The sequence below is a fragment of the Angustibacter sp. McL0619 genome (assembly GCF_049994355.1).
In the GTDB taxonomy this organism is placed as follows: Bacteria; Actinomycetota; Actinomycetes; order Actinomycetales; family Angustibacteraceae; genus Angustibacter.
The window spans coordinates 4,401,175-4,420,012 of the sequence record NZ_CP188257.1; the positions used below are offsets into that span (position 1 = coordinate 4,401,175).

The window sequence follows — 18,838 nt, forward strand, 5'->3', positions numbered from 1 at the left end:
CGCTCAGGCGCCTCGGGTCCGGATGCCCTTGCTGGCGTACAGGTCGTCGTCCGCCCGGCGGTAGGTCGCGGTGCGCGCCGTCCCGGGCTCGGACGGGTCGTGCAGCTGGCCGATGCTCGAACCGCAGCTGACCCGTACCTCGAGTCCGTCGGCGATGGCGTCCCAGGGGTAGGCGCCGACCCGCTCGCGGATCCGCAGCGTCCGCTCCTCCATCGCCGCCGGGTGGACGTTCCGCGGGACCAGGACGGCGAACTCGTCGCCGCCGAGGCGCAACAGCACGTCACCTGAGTCCTCGCACTCGCGCAGCACCTCGGCCAGCGCACGCAGCACGTCGTCGCCGACGGCGTGGCCGTAGGTGTCGTTGACCCTCTTGAAGCCGTCGACGTCCACCAGCAGCAGCGCGGACGGCGAGCCCGCCGGGTCGGTGCCGGACAGCCAGTCCTCGAAGACCCGGCGGTTGCTGAGCCCGGTCAGCGGATCGGTGGACGCCGCGTGGACCAGCCGCTCCCGCTCGGCGCGGCTCCGGGCGACCCGGATCTGCGCGTGCGCTGCCGCGAGCACGGCGCGTCGGGACTCCCAGCTGGATCGGGCCAGCAGGTCGGTGTAGTCGGACTGCGCCTGGTAGGCGAGCGCCCGACGGCTGCGTCCCAGCCACGACGCGCGCGGATGCCGGCGGGTCATCGAGGTGAGCACGTTGGCCCGCACCCACGCGGGGTAGGTCGAGGACGAGGACGAAGGGGACGTCGTGACGCCGAGCTGGGCCGCGTCCCGGGCGACCGCGCGCCGCTCGGCGCGGGTGCCGGCGCGGCGGGAACGGGCGAGCAGCCAGGTCGCCTCGAGCAGCGGCAGAATCTCGCGGTCACCGTTCGCGCGCAGGCCGCTGACGTCGGCGGCCACCTTCCCGGGGTCGGCGCCGTGCACGTCGGTGAGCAGGTCGACCACCGAGGAGCAGCCCTCGGCGACCTGCATCCACAGCTGTGGCATCGGGGTGTCGCGGGCCGGGCCGAGCGCTTCGGCCGCCCGGGCGAACTCACGGCGGGCACCGTCCTCGTCACCGACCTCGACCAGCGCCAGCGCCCACTCCACCCGGATGAGCACCGGGTTGACCGCCAGGGCGGCCCGCATGACCGGCGCCGGGTCACGACGGCCGGCCTCGGCGGCCAGGTCGTACAGCTCGTCGGTCAGCTCCCACAGCCGCAGGCTGTTGTAGGCCGCGCCGAGAATCGTGTAGCCGGTGGCCCTGTCCTGGGACGGCAGCCCGTCGTCGTCCAGGATGACCATCGCGTTGGCGGCGTCCTCGAGCATCTGCCGGGTGTCACCGTGCGCGTTCTTGAGCACGCCGCGCACGCCGAGCGCGCAGGCGACGATAGCGAGCTGCGAGGTGTGCCGCGCCTGGGCGAGCAGGTCCTCGACCCGGCCGTCGGTGCGCCGGTCGGGACCGTGCACCAGGTCGTGCACGATCGCGACGAGCTGGAGCACCAGGTCGACGCGGTTCCAACCACGCTTGCGGGCCACGCGCTGGGCTGAGACGACGTCGGCGAGGGCACCGGCGGGGTCCTCCGCCTGCACACCCTCGAGCAAGTCGTACGCGCGTCGGTACGCGCGCTGCTCGTCGTCCACCGATACTCCCCTGCTGCGTGCCGACCCTGGACCCTGTCTTGGTCTTCGGCAGGGGCGGCGCCCATCTTGAAGCGCCGGGCCGCCGACTCGCTGCCAACCTGCTGGGTACGGCGAAGCGGCGCGCCCCCCGGTGGGTGCGCGCCGCTTCGAACGTGCGGTGCCGGGTCAGCCGGCCTGGTCGCCGGCCTCGCCTGAGGCCTTGGGCGGCTCCGCGCTCGCGGCCGTCGCGACACCGACCGCAGCCGGCTCGGGGATGGCGGCCTTGGGTGCACCGACGAACGTGAAGATGCGCTCCTTGCCCTCGCCCTCGACGTCCACCAGCACGATCGAGCCGGCCTTGAGCTCGCCGTACAGGATCTTCTCCGAGAGCACGTCCTCGACGTCGCGCTGGATGGTGCGGCGCAGCGGGCGGGCGCCCAGCACCGGGTCGTAGCCCTTCTCGGCGAGCAGCGTCTTGGCCGCGGGCGTGAGCTCGATGCCCATGTCCTTGTCCTTGAGCCGCGTGTCGAGCTTGGCCAGCATCAGGTCGACGATCTGGATGATCTCGTCCTGGGTCAGCTGCGGGAACACGATCGTGTCGTCCACGCGGTTGAGGAACTCGGGACGGAAGTGCTGCTTCAGCTCGTCCGTGACCTTGGCCTTCATCCGCTCGTACCCGGTGGCCGTGTCGCTACCCGACGAGAACCCGACGCCCTGCCCCTTGGAGATGTCCCGGGTGCCGAGGTTCGTGGTCATGATGATCACGGTGTTCTTGAAGTCGACCATCCGGCCCTGGGAGTCGGTCAGACGACCGTCCTCCAGGATCTGCAGCAGCGAGTTGAAGATGTCCGGGTGGGCCTTCTCGACCTCGTCGAAGAGCACGACCGAGAACGGCTTGCGGCGCACCTTCTCGGTGAGCTGGCCGCCCTCCTCGTAGCCGACGTAGCCGGGCGGGGAGCCGAACAACCGCGAGACGGTGTGCTTCTCGCTGAACTCGCTCATGTCCAGCTGGATCAACGAGTCCTCGTCGCCGAACAGGAACTCGGCCAGCGTCTTGGCGAGCTCGGTCTTACCGACACCGGTGGGGCCGGCGAAGATGAACGAACCGCCGGGGCGGCGCGGGTCCTTCAGGCCGGCGCGGGTGCGCCGGATGGCCTGGGAGAGCGCCTTGATGGCGTCGTTCATGCCGACGATCCGCTTGTGCAGCTCGTCCTCCATGCGCAGCAGCCTCGAGGACTCCTCCTCGGTGAGCTTGAAGACGGGGATGCCGGTTGCCGTGGCGAGCACCTCGGCGATCAGCTCTTCGTCGACCTCGGCGACGACGTCCATGTCGCCGGCCTTCCACTGCTTCTCGCGCTCGTTCTTCTCACCGAGCAGGCGCTTCTCGCTGTCGCGCAGCGAGGCTGCCTTCTCGAAGTCCTGCGCGTCGATCGCGGACTCCTTCTCGCGTCGGACGGCGGCGATCCGCTCGTCGAACTCACGAAGGTCCGGCGGGGCGGTCATCCGGCGGATGCGCAGTCGCGCGCCTGCCTCGTCGATCAGGTCGATCGCCTTGTCCGGCAGGAACCGGTCGTTGATGTAGCGGTCGGCCAGGGTGGCCGCGCCGACCAGCGCCGCGTCGGTGATCGAGACGCGGTGGTGCGCCTCGTAGCGGTCGCGCAGGCCCTTGAGGATCTCGATCGTGTGCGCGAGGTTCGGCTCGGCGACCTGGATCGGCTGGAAGCGACGCTCCAGAGCCGGGTCCTTCTCGATGTACTTGCGGTACTCGTCGAGCGTGGTCGCGCCGATCGTCTGCAGTTCGCCGCGGGACAGCATCGGCTTGAGGATCGACGCCGCGTCAATCGCCCCCTCGGCAGCACCCGCCCCGACGAGGGTGTGGATCTCGTCGATGAACAGGATGATGTCGCCGCGGGTGCGGATCTCCTTCAGCACCTTCTTCAGGCGCTCCTCGAAGTCACCGCGGTAGCGGCTGCCGGCCACCAGCGCGCCGAGGTCGAGGGTGTAGATCTGCTTGTCCTTGAGCGTCTCGGGCACCTCGCCCTTGACGATCCCCTGGGCCAGGCCCTCGACGACGGCGGTCTTGCCGACGCCGGGCTCGCCGATCAGGATCGGGTTGTTCTTGGTGCGGCGGGACAGCACCTGCATGACCCGCTCGATCTCTTTCTCGCGGCCGATCACCGGATCGAGCTTGCCCTCGCGGGCGCCCTGGGTGAGGTTGCGGCCGAACTGGTCGAGCACCAGCGACCCGGACGGCGTGCCCTCGGCCGGGCCGGTCGCGGCCGGCTCCTTGCCCTGGTAGCCGGACAGCAGCTGGATGACCTGCTGGCGGACCCGGTTGAGGTCGGCGCCGAGCTTGACCAGCACCTGGGCGGCGACTCCCTCGCCCTCACGGATCAGGCCGAGCAGGATGTGCTCGGTGCCGATGTAGTTGTGGCCGAGCTGCAGCGCCTCACGCAGGCTGAGCTCGAGGACCTTCTTGGCGCGGGGGGTGAACGGGATGTGACCGGACGGAGCCTGCTGGCCCTGGCCGATGATCTCCTGCACCTGCTCGCGCACGGCGTCGAGCGAGATGCCGAGGCTCTCCAACGCCTTGGCGGCCACGCCCTCGCCCTCGTGGATCAGCCCGAGCAGGATGTGCTCGGTGCCGATGTAGTTGTGGTTGAGCATGCGCGCCTCTTCTTGCGCCAGCACCACAACACGTCGGGCCCGGTCGGTGAACCTCTCGAACATCTGCATTCTCCTCGCGAGCGGTAGGCAGGAGCGGGGCTCTCCCCTCCCTCGCCACGTCGATGCTATCCCCGTGGTGGGACACCCGGCCGGATCGTCGCCCACATCGTGACCTCACGGACACCGGCGTAGACCAGTCCTTGCGTCTGATCGGCTCAACGTCGGGTAGGCCTGAGCGTGTTCCGCCGAGCACCTTGCGTTCGCCCTGCGCGGAATTGGGCCCGTGCTCCCGCGTTTGGGCGTGCGGTCGTCGGTGCGGGCGAGCACGGGGTGATCACCACAGGCTCCACCGCACTCATTGCCGCACCCACCCGCGCCGGGACCCTCGGCCCCGGCACACTGTGCCGATGGACCGGATCCTTGTGCTGCTCGACGCGCGGGTGGCCGAGGCCGCTGAGGCGTGGCTGGCCGATCCGCGGGATGCCGGGGTCTACGCCCGGCTGGTCGCCGCGATCGGCGAGCGCCGGCGCCACCTGGACGCCGCCGCCAGCCCCGCGGAGCCGGAGGTCGACCTGCCCGCGGAGCCGAGCGACGTCCCAGGGCCGCCGAGCGACGTCCAAGGCCCGGCGTCCGACGTCCAAGGCCCGGCGTCCGACGTCCAGGGCCCGGCTGCCGACGTCCAGAGCGAGCTGGACGAGAGGGCAGCGGCCAGCATCCGTCCGGTCGGCGCCGCGCTCGCGGGCGACCCGAGGGAGGCCCTGGCTCGACTGCGCCGTGGCCAGGCCCCCTGAACTCACGTGACGAGGCAGGTCAGGCGCTGCGGGCCTTTCGGGAGGCGGGCTGCTCCTCGGCCTTGGCGGCGGTCTTCTTGGCGGTCGTCTTCTTGGCGGCGGTCTTCTTCGCAGCAGTCTTCTTGGTCGCCGTCGTGCTGGCCGTCTTGGACGCCGTCTTCTTGGCGGCGGCCTTCTTCGTGGTCTTGGCTGCAGGCTCGTCGGCCGCGGCCGCCGGCTCCGGCTTGCCCTTCGCTGCGTCGACCGACCGCTGCAGAGCGGCCATCAGGTCGAGGACCTGGCCGCTGTCGACCGACGACGTGCCGGGCTCGTCCGGCACCTTGGAGCTCTCGCCCTTGTCCAGCTTGCCCTCGACGATCGCGGCCACCGCGTCGCGGTACTCGTCGTCGAACTCGTCGGGGTCGTACTCGCCGGCCATCGACTCGATCAGTGAGGACGCCATCGCGAGCTCCTGCGGGCGCAGCTCCTCGGCGTCCCCGAGGGTGTCGAAGTCGGCGGCGCGGATCTCGTCCGGCCAGAGCATCGTCTGCAGCACGATCACGTCGTCCCGCACCCGAAGGACGGCCAGCGTCGAGCGCGCCCGGATCGCCACGTGTACCAGGGCCATCCGGTCCGACGCCTTCAGGGCCTCGCGCAGCAGTGCGTACGGCTTGACGCCGGACTTCTCCGGCTCGAGGTAGTAGGACTTGTCGAGCAACATGGGGTCGAGCTGGTCGGCCGGCACGAACCGCTCGACGTCGATCTCGCGGCTGCCGCTGACCGGCAGCTCGGCGAGGTCCTCGTCGGTGAGCACCACCAGGTCACCCTCGGGCGACTCGTAGCCCTTGGCGATCTCGTCGTAGGCGACCTCCTCGCCGCACACCTGGCACACGCGGCGGTAGCGGATTCGGCCGCCGTCCTTGCGGTGCACCTGGTGGAACGCGATGTCGTGGCTCGTCGTGGCGGTGTACATCTTCACGGGGACGTTCACCAACCCGAACGAGACCGCGCCCTTCCACATCGCCCTCATGTGCCTGCTCCTCTCGGGGCCCGACAATGTCGTCCTGACAACGACGCTACAGGCAGGATGGTCCCATGCGCCCCATGCTGGCCACCGCAGCGCCTACGGGCGCAACGCCGCCGAGCGGTGACGGCTGGGCGCACGAGGTCAAGTGGGACGGCATGCGAGTGCTCGCGGACATCGTCGACCGACGCCTGCGGCTGACTTCGCGCACCGAGTCCGACGTGACCGTCTCGTTCCCCGAACTGGCCGGGCTGGCGTCCGTCGTGGCCGACGGCATGCTGGACGGCGAGGTGGTGGCGTTCGCCGGCGGCAAGCCGGACTTCGGGGTGCTGGCCGAGCGCATGCACGTGCAGGACGCGCGCCGCGCGGCCGCTCTGGCCGAACGGTTACCGGTGACGTACGTCGTGTTCGACGTGCTGCGGCTGTACGGCGTGCCGCTGCTCGGGCGGGGCTTCGACGAACGCCGGCACACGCTGCAGCGGGTCGAGCTGGGCGACCCGGGGGCCGGGCCATGGCAGGTGCCCGCCGTCTTCGACGACGGTCCAACACTGCTGGAAGCCACCCGTGCCAACGGTCTGGAGGGCATCGTCAGCAAGCGACGCGCCTCGACCTACCAGCCGGGACGACGCAGTCGCGACTGGGTCAAGCGGGCGCACCGCAGCACCCAGACGTGCGTCGTGGGTGGCTGGCGGCCGCAGACCGGGACGACGTCCGTGGTGGGCGCGCTGCTGGTCGGCCTGCCGGACGGCGCGGGCCGGCTGTCCTACCTCGGTCGGGTCGGGTCGGGGATCGGTCCGACCGCCTCCACCCGGCTGTCCGTGCTGCTGGACCCGCTGGCCAGCGACGAGTCCCCGTTCGCCGACGACGTCCCGCCGGTCGACGCACGAGGCACGAACTGGGTGCGGCCGACGGTGTGCGTCGAGGTCGAGCACCTCGGTTACGGCAGCGGCGGGCGCCTGCGCCAGCCGGCCTGGCGCGGAGTGCGGTCCGACGTCCGGGTGGAGGATCTGGTCCGTGAGCCCTGACGACGTGCACCAGGCGCAGGTCGAGATCGACGGCCGGCGGCTGCGGCTGAGCAACCTGGACAAGGTGCTGTACCCGCAGGCCGGGACCACCAAGGCCGACATCATCGACTACTACGCGCGGATCTCGGCGGTGATGCTGCCGCTGCTCGCGGACCGGCCGGTGAGCCGGTTCCGCTGGCCCAACGGGGTCGCTGCGCCGTCCTTCGTCGAGAAGGCGATGCCGATGGGATCACCGGACTGGGTCAGCCGGGTGACGCTCGACGTGCCGGGCTCGACGAAGAAGCGCGACCTGATCACCTATCCGGTGGTCGACGGGCTGCCGACGCTGGTCTGGCTGGCCAACCTCGCCGCGCTGGAGCTGCACGTGCCGCAGTGGACGGTCGGCCCGCGCGGCGGGCGGCACGACCCGGACCGGCTCGTGGTCGACCTCGACCCCGGCGCACCTGCCGGGCTGGCGGAGTGCGCCGAGGTCGCGCTGCTGGTCCGCGAGCGGCTCGCCGGCGACGGGCTCGAGTGCGTCCCGGTGACCAGCGGCAGCAAGGGGCTGCAGCTGTATGCGCCGCTGTCCGGCGAGCAGGACGCCGACGTGGTGCGCGAGTATGCCCGGCGACTCGCCGAGTCGCTGGCCGCCGAGCATCGTTCGCTGGTCGTGTCCTCGATGTCCAAGGCGCTGCGCCCGCGAAAGATCCTGTTGGACTGGAGCCAGAACCACCACGCCAAGACGACGATCTGCCCGTACTCACTGCGCGGTCGCGACCAGCCCAACGCCGCCGCCCCGCGCACCTGGGACGAGATCGAGGACGGCGGGTCCCTGAAGCAGCTCAGCTACCAGCAGGTCCTCGACCGGATGGACGACCTCGCGCCGGTCACAGCCGCTCTCCTCGACCCCGGTCCCCGCGTCCCGACGTCCTGACTGCGGGTGCAGTGGGGCTGGCTCAGCGCTCGAATCGAACCCTGACTTACGTACCTTGACGGTTACGTACCCACTTCGATACGTTAACCGGATGGAGGCAGCACTGCGGGCACTGGCGGACGAGAGCCGCCGCACGGTGCTAGAGGCTCTGGCTGACGGGGAAGCCACCGCGGGTGAGCTGGCGGCTCTGCTACCGATTGCCCGCCCGGGCGTGTCCCGGCACCTTCGCGTGCTGCGGGAGGCGGGTCTGGTCGAGGTCCGCCAGCAGGCGCAGCGGCGCATCTACAGCCTCCGCCCGCAGCCGCTCGCCGAGGTCGATGAGTGGCTGGGTCGATACCGGGCCTTGTGGGAGCAGCGGCTGGACGCCCTGCACACCGAGGTCGCCCGCGGAAAGCGCGAAAAGGGGAGCACCAGATGACGAAGAGCACGCAGGAGACGACCGACAACGCAGGTGGCCGGACGCGCGTCCTGGGCAGCCTTCGATCAGCCGATGGCGCGGGCGTCGTCCGCATCGAGGACCGCTACGACACCGACATCGACGACCTGTGGTCCGCCCTCACCGACCCGCTCCGTCTGGCCCGCTGGTACGGCGAGGTCGATGGGGACCTGCGCCGCGGCGGGCAGTTCAACCTGTACCTCGAGTCCGCCGGTTTGCGCGCGGTCGGGCAGGTAGAGGTGTGCGAGCCCCCGCGGCGGCTGCTGGTGACGACCAGGGAGACCGACGAGTCCTGGCAGCAAGGTGCCGGCGTGCCGCCGTTCGAGCAGACCGTCGAGGCAACGCTGACCGCCGACGCGGGCCAGACCCTGCTGGTCATCGAGGTCCGCGGCATGCCCGTGGACAAGATCGCCTTCTACGGGGCCGGGTGGCAGATCCACGCCGAGAATCTGGCCACCTACGTCGCTGGGCGTGAGCCCGGCAACACCGAGGCGCGGTGGGGTGAGCTCGTCCCTCTCTATCAGGAGCTGGAGACAGCCATCGGCTAGCTCCGGGTTCGATGTACGACCCACACGTTCGGCTCGACATACACGGCGACACCGTGCTCGACGTCGCAGTGCACGGGCGCCAGGGCACGGGGCACGAAGACCGGGCCGGTCTCGTCGAAGGGCAGTCCCGTCCACTCGCGCCACTCCTCGAGCGTGCCGGGGATGACCATCGAGCGCGGAGCCACACCGACGATCCGGCCGCCGGCTCGAACGTGCACCCGGAGCCAGGGATCGACCGGCAGGCCGTCCTCGCCCACCCGGAACGCGTACGTCGACATCGGCTCGTGGACGTCCGCCTTCCCGTTTGGACGGACCGGCGCGACCAGTTCGGCGAAGCCCCGCCGAGCGGCGTTGTCGCGCAGCGCGGCAAGCATCGGCCGAGAGACACCCCTGCCCTGGCGGTCGGGGCGGACGGCGATCTCCACGGCGGAGATCGCGTCGGGCTCTTGACCACGCAGGTCGGCCAGCAGCCCGTTGCGGACCACGAAGTCCCACCCGTTCTCTGGCAGGGCGTTGTCGCCGAGCACGAACGGGATGGAGTACGCACACGCGACGACCTCGCCGACGTCGTCCTGGCCGACAAGAACGAACTCTGAGAACCGCGCCTCGAGGTTGCCGTAGAACAGCCCACCGATCGGGTCATGGCGCATGAACTCCGGCCACGGGTTGGGCATCGCCCACATCGCCTCGACCAGGTCCGGCCGGTCAGCGAGAACCGAAATCGTCAGCGGCACATAGCCATCGTGCCTGGCGCCGACGCTGCGCGCCACCGACCCCAGCAGAGCAACATGGTGGCTCCGCGTGCCCGCTCGATCACAGCACGCGACCGTTTCATACCTGTTCTATGGATTGGTCCGAGAACCGTGACATCTGTCATGGCCCGGTACGGGCGGCGGAGAAATGCTCGCAGCATCCCGTCCACCACCGGAAGGACTTCAATGAATTCACGCCTTCCCATCAGGGTGACTGCCGCTACAGCGGCAGCCCTGGTGGCTCCAGCTCTCGTCGCGACGTCAGCGTTCGCGGCCACCACCTCGGCTGGCGAGTCCCGCCACGCCGTGGCCAACGCCCAGCCCGACCAGGTCAAGGGCGCCCACGCGGTCGGCACCCCGTCGTCCGCGCAGCAGGCCGAGGTGCGCGTGTTCCTCGCCGGCCGCAACAGCGCGACCCTCGCCAAGACGGTCGCGGCGATCGCCGACCCGCACAGCGCGAGCTACCAGCACTACCTCACTGCCGCCCAGGTGAAGGCGACCTACGCGCCGTCCGACGCCGCGGTGGCCCGCACCAAGAAGTTCCTGACCGGCTACGGCCTCACGGTGGACGAGGTCCCGACCAACAACGCCTACGTGAGCGCGACCGGCTCGCTCGCGCAGCTGCAGAAGGCGTTCGGCACCACCCTGCACAACTACTCGGTGCAGGGCCACACCGTGCGGGCGGCCGCGTCCGCGCCGTCCGTGCCGGCCAGCCTGTCCGCTGACGTCATCGCCGTCTCCGGTCTGGCCAGCATCAGCCAGCTGATGTCCACCGACCACGTCGGCGGACCCACGACCACGCACCGCAGCGCCAAGTCCGGCACGACCCAGGCTCCGCCGCCGGACGCCTTCGTCAACGCCACCCCCTGCTCCACGTACTACGGCCAGAAGAAGGCCACCACCGTTCCCACCGCGTACGGCAAGGTGCAGCCCTACGCTCCCTGCGGCTACGTCCCGGATCAGCTCGAGGGCGCCTACGGCCTGACGCGGTCGATCGCCAAGGGCTTCGACGGCCGCGGCGTCACGGTCGCGATCACCGACGCGTACGCCGCGCCGACGATCCTGTCCGACGCCAACACCTACGCCACGACCCACGGGCAGAACGCCTTCAAGGCCGGCCAGTTCAAGCAGGTCCCACCAGTCAAGCCGTACCGCTACGGCTACGACGACACCGTGAACGGCGACCTGTGTGGCGAGCAGGGCTGGTACGGCGAGGAGACGCTGGACGTCGAGGCCGTGCACGCCATGGCACCGGGCGCCAACGTCACCTACGTCCCGGGCCGCTCCTGCGACAACGCCGACCTGCTGACCGCGGTGAACAAGGTCGTCTCGCGGCACCTCGCCGACATCGTGACCAACTCCTGGGGCGGCACCGACGAGTCCAACGGCTCCCCCGCGCTGGACACCGCGTACCAGCAGGTCTTCTACCAGGCCGCGCTCGAGGGCATCGGCGTGTACTTCTCCTCCGGTGACTCCGGCGACGGCGCCTCCGACAACAACGGCGTGCCGACTGTGCAGTCCCCGGCGAACAGCTCGCTGGTCACCGCGGTCGGTGGCACCTCGCTGGCGGTCAGCAAGACCGACAGCCGCACCTTCGAGACCGGCTGGAGCACCTCGAAGTCCACGCTGACCGCCGGCGCCTGGGCGCCGACGCCTCCCGGCAACTTCCTGTACGGCGGCGGTGGTGGCACCAGCCAGGTGTTCTCCCAGCCCGCGTACCAGCAGGGCGTCGTCCCGGCGTCCATCGCGAAGCGCTACAGCAGGCTCGGTGGGCGAGCGGTGCCGGACGTCTCGGCGCTGGGTGACCCGAACACCGGCATGCGGGTCGGCGAGACCCAGACGTTCCCGGACGGCACGGTCATGTACTCCGAGTACCGCATCGGCGGCACCTCGCTGGCCAGCCCGCTGTTCGCCGGGATGATGGCGATCGCCGACCAGGTCTCCGGCCGGCCGCACGGCTTCGCCAACTACGCGCTGTACGACCTGTACGGCACGTCGGCCTACTACGACCCGAAGCACAAGGCCGACACCGCCGTCGTCCGGGTCGACTTCGTGAACGGGGTCGACGACTCGGACGGCCTGGCGACCTCCCTGCGCACGCTCGACGCGCGCAACGGGACGACGATCCGGACCACCGCCGGGTACGACGACATCACCGGAGTGGGCTCGCCGAACGGAGAGGCGTTCGTTGGCGGGCTCGGCGTCGGCTGAATGACGGGATCCAGCTGACGCGCGACGCCCCCGCAGCCAGACCGGCTGCGGGGGCGTTTCGCTTGCTCACCTCAACCCGCTTTGCTCAGCTCAACCCGCCGAATTTGGCTGCGAAAGCGGGTTGAGTGGAGCAATGCGGGTTGAGCGGAGCAACGAAAGGGTCAGTGCGCAGCTTCGTAGGCTTCACGAACCGCCGCGGAGATACGGCCGCGCTCGCTGACCTTGTGGCCGTGCTGCTTGGCCCACTCGCGAATGGCGGCGGTGTCGTCGGAACCACCGCGCTTGGACGCCGCTCGGGTACCACGGGCCGAACGTCCCGAGACCCGACGAGCGTTGCCGACCCACAGCGAGAGGGCGTCACGCAGCTTGGCGGCGTTCTTCTCGTTGAGGTCGATCTCGTAGGTGACGCCGTCGACCCCGAAGGTCACGGTCTCCGACGCGTCACCGCCATCGATATCGTCGATCAGGACGACTTGGACCTTCTGCGCCATTTCCGCTCGCTTTCTGCGTTGCAAATCGAAATGCCATGACGGCAACTCCGGTCAGCATTTCCTGACGCATATTGATTTGTCAAAAGTTCGCTTAATGCCGCCCGAACCGGCTCAAAGCGGTGAGGAACAGGTACGGAGGAGGAGAAGGCCGAACCGGTCAGCGTGATACACCGGGCCGCGCCGAGGCAGCCGGCGGGTGATCCTTCTCCCACTTCGCCTGGGCGGCACGCTCGCGCCTGTCTCCCTCGAGCATCGCCTTGATCGCGACGACGAACAGGAACAGCACCCCGATCGACGGGATGAGCGCGAGCAGGGCCTTCACCATGACGTCAACCGTACGCCGGACTCAGAGCGGCTTCACCAGCGGGAACAGGATCGTGTCCCGCACGCCCAGCCCGGTCAGGGCCATCAGCAGCCGGTCGATACCCATGCCCTGCCCACCGCTCGGCGGCATCGCGTACTCCATGGCACGCAGGAAGTCCTCGTCCAGCCGCATGGCGTCCTCATCGCCGAGGGCCGCGAACTTCGCCTGCTCCTCGAACCGCTGCCGCTGGATCACCGGGTCGACCAGCTCGGAGTAGCCGGTGCCCAGCTCGAAGCCGCGCACGTAGAGGTCCCACTTCTCGGTGACCCCCGGCTCGCTGCGGTGCTCGCGGGTCAGCGGTGTCGTCTCCAGCGGGAAGTCCCGGACGAACGTCGGCGAGACCAGGTGGTCGCCGACGAGGTGTTCCCAGAGCTCCTCGACCAGCTTGCCGTGCCCGTAGTGGGCCGGGTCGACGTCCAGCTCGAGCTTGTCGGCGTACTCGCGCAGCTGGCTGACCGACGTCTGCGGTGTCACCTCCTCGCCCAGCGCCTCGGACAACGAGCCGTACATCGACAGCGACGTCCAGTCCCCGCTGAAGTCGTAGCCCGTGCCGTCGTGCAGCACCGCCACCTGCGAGCCGTGCACCACCTCGCAGGCGTTCTGCACGAGTACCCGGGTCAGGTCGGCGACGGTGTTGTAGTCGCCGTACGCCTCGTAGAACTCGAGCATCGCGAACTCCGGGCTGTGCGTCGAGTCGGCGCCCTCGTTGCGGAAGTTGCGGTTGATCTCGAAGACCTTCTCCAGCCCGCCGACGGCCGCCCGCTTCAGGAAGAGCTCGGGCGCGATGCGCAGGAACAGCTCCATGTCGAAGGCGTTCATGTGCGTGCTGAACGGTCGCGCGGCGGCGCCGCCGTGCTGGGTCTGCAGCATCGGGGTCTCCACCTCGATGAAGCCGCGGTCGTGGAAGGTGTCCCGCATCGACCGGACGACGGCAGCGCGGTTGCGCACCATCTCGCGGGCCGCCGGCCGGACGATCAGGTCCGCGTAGCGCTGCCGGACCCGCACCTCCTCGTTGAGCTCGGCTCCCTCGTGCAGGTTGGGCAGCGGCCGAAGCGCCTTGGCCGCCATCCGCCACTCGTCGGCCATGATGCTGAGCTCGCCACGACGACTCGAGACCACCTTGCCGTGCACGAACACGTGGTCGCCGAGGTCGACGTCGGCCTTCCAGTCGGCCAGCCGCTCCTCGCCGACCTCGGCCAGGCTGAGCATGGCCTGCAGCCGGGTGCCGTCGCCCTCCTGAAGCGTCGCGAAGCAGAGCTTGCCGGTGTTGCGGACGAAGACGACCCGGCCGGTGACGCCCACCACGTCGTCGGTCTCGGCGCCGGCCTCGAGGTCCGGGTGGTCCTTGCGAACCTGCGCCAGCGTGTGGGTGCGCGGCACCGCGACCGGGTACGGCGCGACACCTGCCGCGAGCATCCGCTCACGCTTTGCCCGGCGCACCTGCATCTGCTCGGGGACGTCGTCCTGGGACGCCGGCAGGGCGGGCTCGTCGGTCGGCGGGGGCTGCTCGTTCACGGCGCCAACCCTACCGACCGACTCGGCCCGGTCCCTCAGCCGAGTCGAGCGCGAGGTCGAGCGCGAGGTCCAGGATCGGGCTGGAGTGGGTCAGCGCCCCGACGGACAGGTAGTCCACCCCGGTCTGGCCGTACTCGCGGGCCCGGTCCAGCGTGAGCCCGCCGGTGCCTTCGATCTCCACCCGGTCCGGGGTGGCGGCGCGCACGGCCTCGACCGTCGAGCGCAAGAGCGGCACCGACATGTTGTCGCACAACAGAAAGCGCGCACCCGCGCCGACTGCCTCCAGCGCCTCGTCGACGGTGGTCACCTCGACCTGCACCTCGACGTCCGGGTACCGCGAGCGCACCGCCTGGTAGGCCGCCTGCACCGACCCCGCCGCGACCTTGTGGTTGTCCTTCACCATTGCGACGTCGTACAGGCCCATCCGCTTGTTGGTGCCGCCGCCGCAGCGCACCGCGTACTTCTCCAACGCGCGCAGCCCCGGGGTGGTCTTGCGGGTGTCGAGCACCATCGCGCCGGTGCCCTCGAGCTCCTGCGCCCACTGCCGAGTGTGGGTGGCCACCCCCGACATGCGGCAGACCAGGTTCAGGGCCGTGCGTTCACCGACCAGCAGCACCTGGGTGGCACCGCGCACCCGCAGCAGGACGTCGCCGCGCGCCAGCGCGGACCCGTCGGCCGCCAGCACGTCGACCTCGGGGTCCGGCACGCGCAGCCGCCGTGCGACGTCCTGCCAGACCAGCCCGAACAACGCGATCCCGGCCAGCACGCCGTCCGCCCGGGCGACCGCGTGCGCGGTCGACACCTGCGCCAGCGGGATGGTCGCGGACGACGTCACGTCCACGCCGTCGGGGCCGCCCAGGTCCTCGTCCAGCGCCCGCCGGACGACGTCGCGCACCGCGTCCGGGTCGAGCCCGGCCGCAACGAGGTCGGCGTCCACGGCGCCCACATCGGCACTCACGCGCTGACCTCCTGGTGGTCCTGGATCGGCGCATACTCGGTGAGCACCAGGCCGTCGCCGTCCACCCAGCTGGTCAGGTGCCCGCGCCAACCGGTGTCGTCACGCTCGGGGTAGTCCGAGCGCAGGTGCCCGCCGCGGGTCTCCTCACGCAGCGCCGCGACGTGCGCGAGCAGCGAGCCGACGTGGTGCAGGTTGGTGGTCTCCCAGGCCGGCGCGGCGGCCTCCTCGGCCGTCGCCGAGGCCAGGGTCGCGAGCTCGGAGCCGGTGCGCTGCAACGACTCCGCGGAGCGCAGCGCGCCGGCCCCCGCTGTCATGCTGCGCTGGACGTCGAGGCGACGGTCCGGGTCCATCAGGGTACGGCGGGTGTCCGGCTCCACCGGGGTGTCGGTCGCGAGGTCGCCGTCGGCCAGCCGTGCACTGAGGTCGTCGGCGATCCGGTTCGCGAAGACCAGCCCCTCGAGCAGCGAGTTGGAGGCCAGCCGGTTGGCGCCGTGCACTCCCGAACAGGCGACCTCGCCGCAGGCGTACAGCCCGGGCAGGCTGGACCGCCCACGCAGGTCGGTGGCCACGCCACCACTGGCGTAGTGCTGGGCCGGTGCGACCGGCAGCAGCTCGGTGGCCGGGTCGAAGCCCAGCGAGCGGCAGCGCTCGACGATCGACGGGAAGCGCCCCTCGAGGAACTGCGCGCCCAGGTGCCGCGCGTCCAGGTGCACGTGGTCGGTGCCGGCCGCTCGCATCCGCTCCACGATCGCGCGGGCCACGACGTCGCGCGGGGCCAGGTCGGCCAGCGCGTGGACGCCGGCCATGAACCGCTCGCCGGTCTCGTCCACCAGCACCGCGCCCTCGCCGCGGACCGCTTCGCTGATCAGCGGCTGCTGCCCCAGCGAGCCGGCACCCAGCCAGAGCACGGTCGGGTGGAACTGGACGAACTCCAGGTCACGCACCCGCGCGCCGGCCCGCAGCGCCGCCGCAACGCCGTCCCCGGTGGCGACCGAGGGGTTGGTGGTCGAGGAGTACACCTGCCCCAGCCCGCCGGTGGCCAGCACCACGGCACGCGCGGTGGCCGCGCCGACGCCGTCCCGCTGCCCCTCGCCCAGCACGTGCAGGGTGACCCCACACACCCGACCGACCCGGTTCTGCAGCAGGTCGACCACCATCGCGTGCTCGACCACCTCGATACCCGGGTCGTGCCGGACGGCGTCCAGCGCCGCGATCAGGGCGCGGGTGATCTCCTTGCCAGTGGCGTCCCCGCCCGCGTGCGCGATCCGGTCCCGGTGGTGGCCGCCTTCACGGGTCAGCGCGATCTCGCCGTCCGGCGTCCGGTCGAACTCGGCGCCCAGCGCGACCAGCTCGCGCACCCGGCCCGGCCCCTCGGTGACCAGCGCGGTGACCGCCGCGACGTCGCAGACCCCGCCGCCGGCGACGAGCGTGTCCGCGAGGTGCTCCGCTGGCGAGTCCGCCGGGTCCAGCGCCGCCGCGATGCCGCCCTGTGCCCACCGGGTGGAGCCCTCGTCCAGCACCGTCTTGGTGACCAGCAGCACCCGGTCCACCCGCTGGCGCAGCCGCAGCGCGGCGGTCAGCCCGGCGATGCCCGAACCCACCACGATGACGTCCGCGTGCGTCGTCCAGCCCGGCTGCGGCGCGACCAGCCGGCGGGCCAGCGTCAGGCTCATGCGCCAGCCACCGGATCGATTCCCAGGTCGATTCCGGAGTCGATTCCGTTGGTGGAGAACGACTCCAGCGGACCGCCACCTGGACCCAGGCGGACCGGGAGGTTGTCGATCAGCCTGGTCGTGCCGACCCGCGCGGCCACCGCGAGCAGCGCCTCGCCGCGGTACCACTCCGGCACGTCCAGCAGGCTCTGCGGGTGCACCAGCACCAGGTAGTCGACCAGCGCGAGCGGTTCGGCGACCAGGACGGCGCGAGCCGCCCGGCGGACCGCGCTCGGCCCCTCGATCGCTGCCAGCGCACCGGCCCGCAGCGACCGGGACAACGACAGCGCCACCTCGCGGTCGCTGTCGGTCAGGTAGATGTTGCGGCTGCTCATCGCCAGGTCGTCACCTTCGCGAACGGTCGGCACGGCCACCACCTCGACCGGGAAGTCCAGGTCGCGCACCATCCGGCGGATCAGCAGCAGCTGCTGGGCGTCCTTCTGCCCGTAGTACGCCCGGTCCGGCCGGGTCAGGTGCAACAGCTTGCCGACCACCGTCAGCACGCCGTCGAAGTGTCCCCGCCGGGACTGCCCCTCCAGCACGTCACCGAGCGGCCCTGCACTGACCCGCACGCCGGGGTCACCGTCCGGGTAGATCACGTCCGGGGTGGGCATGAAGACCAGGTCGACGCCCTCGCGGGCGCAGATCTCCAGGTCGCTGTCCACCGTCCGCGGGTAGCGCGACAGGTCCTCGCGCGGCCCGAACTGCAACGGGTTCAGGAAGATCGTGACCACCACGTGCCGGGCCCGGCGGCGTGCCTCGCGGATCAGCGCGGCGTGCCCCTCGTGCAGCGCGCCCATGGTCATGACCACGGCGACCTCGCCGTCGTCCAGGACGGCGCGCGCCTTGGCGAGCTCCTCGCGGCTGTGCGCGACGACAGGCTGGTTCACGGGGTCTCCTTCGGACTGGCCAGGACGTCGAGCAGGCTCTCGGCGCCCGGCGCGCTCAACCGTCCCGAGGCGAGCGCCCGGACCGCGGTTGCCCGAGCGAGCGCGACGTAGGTGGAGCGGACGTCAGGGGTCTGGTCGGCCAGCGCTTCGAGGTGCGCCGCGACGGTGCCCGCGTCACCTCGCGAGACCGGCCCGGTGATAGCGGCGTCGCCGGCTCGCAGGGCACCGTCCAGGGCGGCTGACAGCAGCGGTGCCAGCACCCGGTCCGGCGCGGCCACGCCGGTACTGCGCAGCACCTGCAGGGCCTGCGCCACCAGCGTGACGAGGTGGTTCGAGCCGTGCGCCAGGGCCGCGTGGTAGCGCGGTCGGTCCTCCTCGGCCACCCACACCGGCTCGGCGCCCATCTCGACGACCAGCGCCTCGGCCATCGGACGGACGGAGTCGCCCGAGGTGACACCGAAGCAACAGCCGGCCAGCCGCTCCAGGTCGACGGAGGTGCCGCTGAAGGTCATGGCCGGATGCAGCGCGAGCGGGATGACGTGCTGCTCGGCTGCTGGCTCGAGCACCCGCACGCCGTACCGGCCGCTCGTGTGCACCACGATCTGGCCGGCCTGCCAGGCGCCGGTCTCGCTCAACCCGCGCACCAGCAGCGGCAGCTCGTCGTCCGGAACGGTGAGCAGCACCAGGTCGGCGACCTGGACGACGTCCGGGACGTCCCGCAGCGGCACCCCCGGCAGCAGCGACCCGGCGCGCTCCACCGACTGCCGGCTCACCCCGCTGGCCGCGACCACCCGGTGCCCGGCCCGACCGAGCGCGGCACCCAGCACCGCACCCACCCGACCGGTGCCGACCACGCCGACATCCAGCCGGGCCGGTCGCTGACCAGCCGGCTGCACGGCGTCGCCGTCGAGCCCGTTCACAGGCAGGACGCTAGCGCGGGTCGACCGGCCGCCCCGCGCCGCC

General features: G+C 71.1%; 17 protein-coding genes. 6 read left to right on the forward strand and 11 right to left on the reverse strand.

Going from position 1 to position 18,838, the window contains the following annotated elements; translation table 11 throughout:
* Positions 1 to 3: 3 nt before the first annotated feature.
* Both ACPPVT_RS20705 and ACPPVT_RS20710 read right to left on the reverse strand, forming a co-directional pair.
* The gene (locus ACPPVT_RS20705; protein ID WP_426563639.1) at positions 4 to 1,620 is read right to left on the reverse strand and encodes a GGDEF domain-containing protein; all 1,617 of its coding nucleotides are present in this window, start codon (positions 1,618 to 1,620) and stop codon (positions 4 to 6) included.
* A 165-nt stretch (positions 1,621 to 1,785) separates the two neighbouring features.
* Positions 1,786 to 4,329, reverse strand: coding sequence for an ATP-dependent Clp protease ATP-binding subunit (locus tag ACPPVT_RS20710; protein ID WP_426563641.1), 2,544 nt, complete (start codon positions 4,327 to 4,329; stop codon positions 1,786 to 1,788).
* 344 nt (positions 4,330 to 4,673) lie between these two features.
* On the opposite strand from ACPPVT_RS20710, the gene ACPPVT_RS20715 reads away from it, so the two are divergent.
* On the forward strand, positions 4,674 to 5,057 hold the full coding sequence (locus ACPPVT_RS20715; protein WP_426563643.1) for a hypothetical protein: 384 nt from the start codon (positions 4,674 to 4,676) through the stop codon (positions 5,055 to 5,057).
* 19 nt (positions 5,058 to 5,076) lie between these two features.
* Here ACPPVT_RS20715 and ACPPVT_RS20720 read toward each other — a convergent pair whose 3' ends face one another.
* Positions 5,077 to 6,066, reverse strand: a complete 990-nt coding sequence (locus tag ACPPVT_RS20720; RefSeq protein ID WP_426563645.1) for a Ku protein — start codon at positions 6,064 to 6,066, stop codon at positions 5,077 to 5,079.
* Between the two features lie 65 nt (positions 6,067 to 6,131).
* On the opposite strand from ACPPVT_RS20720, the gene ligD (ACPPVT_RS20725) reads away from it, so the two are divergent.
* The 4 genes from ligD (ACPPVT_RS20725) (at position 6,132) to ACPPVT_RS20740 (ending at position 8,982) form a co-directional block, all read left to right on the forward strand.
* Entirely contained in the window at positions 6,132 to 7,085 is a 954-nt protein-coding gene (ligD, locus tag ACPPVT_RS20725; protein ID WP_426563647.1) for a non-homologous end-joining DNA ligase, read from the forward strand.
* On the forward strand, positions 7,075 to 7,998 hold the full coding sequence (ligD, locus tag ACPPVT_RS20730; protein ID WP_426563648.1) for a non-homologous end-joining DNA ligase: 924 nt from the start codon (positions 7,075 to 7,077) through the stop codon (positions 7,996 to 7,998). Before ligD (ACPPVT_RS20725) ends, ligD (ACPPVT_RS20730) begins: the two co-directional genes overlap by 11 nt.
* Before the next feature lie 91 nt (positions 7,999 to 8,089).
* A complete protein-coding gene (locus tag ACPPVT_RS20735; RefSeq protein ID WP_426563650.1) occupies positions 8,090 to 8,416 on the forward strand; it encodes an ArsR/SmtB family transcription factor in 327 nt (108 codons plus the stop codon).
* The gene (locus ACPPVT_RS20740; RefSeq protein ID WP_426563652.1) at positions 8,413 to 8,982 is read left to right on the forward strand and encodes an SRPBCC domain-containing protein; all 570 of its coding nucleotides are present in this window, start codon (positions 8,413 to 8,415) and stop codon (positions 8,980 to 8,982) included. Before ACPPVT_RS20735 ends, ACPPVT_RS20740 begins: the two co-directional genes overlap by 4 nt.
* Here ACPPVT_RS20740 and ACPPVT_RS20745 read toward each other — a convergent pair.
* Entirely contained in the window at positions 8,979 to 9,716 is a 738-nt protein-coding gene (locus ACPPVT_RS20745) for an N-acetyltransferase (protein ID WP_426563654.1), read from the reverse strand. The two genes, ACPPVT_RS20740 and ACPPVT_RS20745, sit on opposite strands and share 4 nt — an antisense overlap.
* 255 nt (positions 9,717 to 9,971) lie before the next feature.
* Between ACPPVT_RS20745 and ACPPVT_RS20750 the strand changes: the two genes are divergently transcribed.
* Positions 9,972 to 11,945, forward strand: a complete 1,974-nt coding sequence (locus ACPPVT_RS20750) for a S53 family peptidase (RefSeq protein WP_426563655.1) — start codon at positions 9,972 to 9,974, stop codon at positions 11,943 to 11,945.
* A 161-nt stretch (positions 11,946 to 12,106) separates the two neighbouring features.
* Here ACPPVT_RS20750 and ACPPVT_RS20755 read toward each other — a convergent pair whose 3' ends face one another.
* The 7 genes from ACPPVT_RS20755 to ACPPVT_RS20785 form a co-directional block, all read right to left on the reverse strand.
* Entirely contained in the window at positions 12,107 to 12,436 is a 330-nt protein-coding gene (locus ACPPVT_RS20755) for a histone-like nucleoid-structuring protein Lsr2 (RefSeq protein WP_426563657.1), read from the reverse strand.
* Positions 12,437 to 12,593: 157 nt separating this feature from the next.
* A complete protein-coding gene (locus tag ACPPVT_RS20760) occupies positions 12,594 to 12,761 on the reverse strand; it encodes a lysyl-tRNA synthetase (protein WP_426563659.1) in 168 nt (55 codons plus the stop codon).
* Positions 12,762 to 12,782: 21 nt separating this feature from the next.
* Positions 12,783 to 14,246 carry a lysine--tRNA ligase gene (gene lysS / locus ACPPVT_RS20765; RefSeq protein ID WP_426567221.1) on the reverse strand — a complete coding sequence of 488 codons (1,464 nt, stop codon included), beginning with the start codon at positions 14,244 to 14,246 and terminating at the stop codon, positions 12,783 to 12,785.
* Between the two features lie 79 nt (positions 14,247 to 14,325).
* The gene (gene nadC, locus ACPPVT_RS20770) at positions 14,326 to 15,273 is read right to left on the reverse strand and encodes a carboxylating nicotinate-nucleotide diphosphorylase (protein ID WP_426563661.1); all 948 of its coding nucleotides are present in this window, start codon (positions 15,271 to 15,273) and stop codon (positions 14,326 to 14,328) included.
* On the reverse strand, positions 15,270 to 16,946 hold the full coding sequence (locus ACPPVT_RS20775) for an L-aspartate oxidase (protein WP_426563663.1): 1,677 nt from the start codon (positions 16,944 to 16,946) through the stop codon (positions 15,270 to 15,272). Before ACPPVT_RS20775 ends, nadC begins: the two co-directional genes overlap by 4 nt.
* On the reverse strand, positions 16,943 to 17,875 hold the full coding sequence (gene panC, locus ACPPVT_RS20780; protein WP_426563665.1) for a pantoate--beta-alanine ligase: 933 nt from the start codon (positions 17,873 to 17,875) through the stop codon (positions 16,943 to 16,945). The genes ACPPVT_RS20775 and panC overlap by 4 nt, the downstream gene beginning before the upstream one ends.
* A complete protein-coding gene (locus ACPPVT_RS20785) occupies positions 17,872 to 18,795 on the reverse strand; it encodes a Rossmann-like and DUF2520 domain-containing protein (RefSeq protein ID WP_426563667.1) in 924 nt (307 codons plus the stop codon). Before ACPPVT_RS20785 ends, panC begins: the two co-directional genes overlap by 4 nt.
* Positions 18,796 to 18,838: the final 43 nt, after the last annotated feature.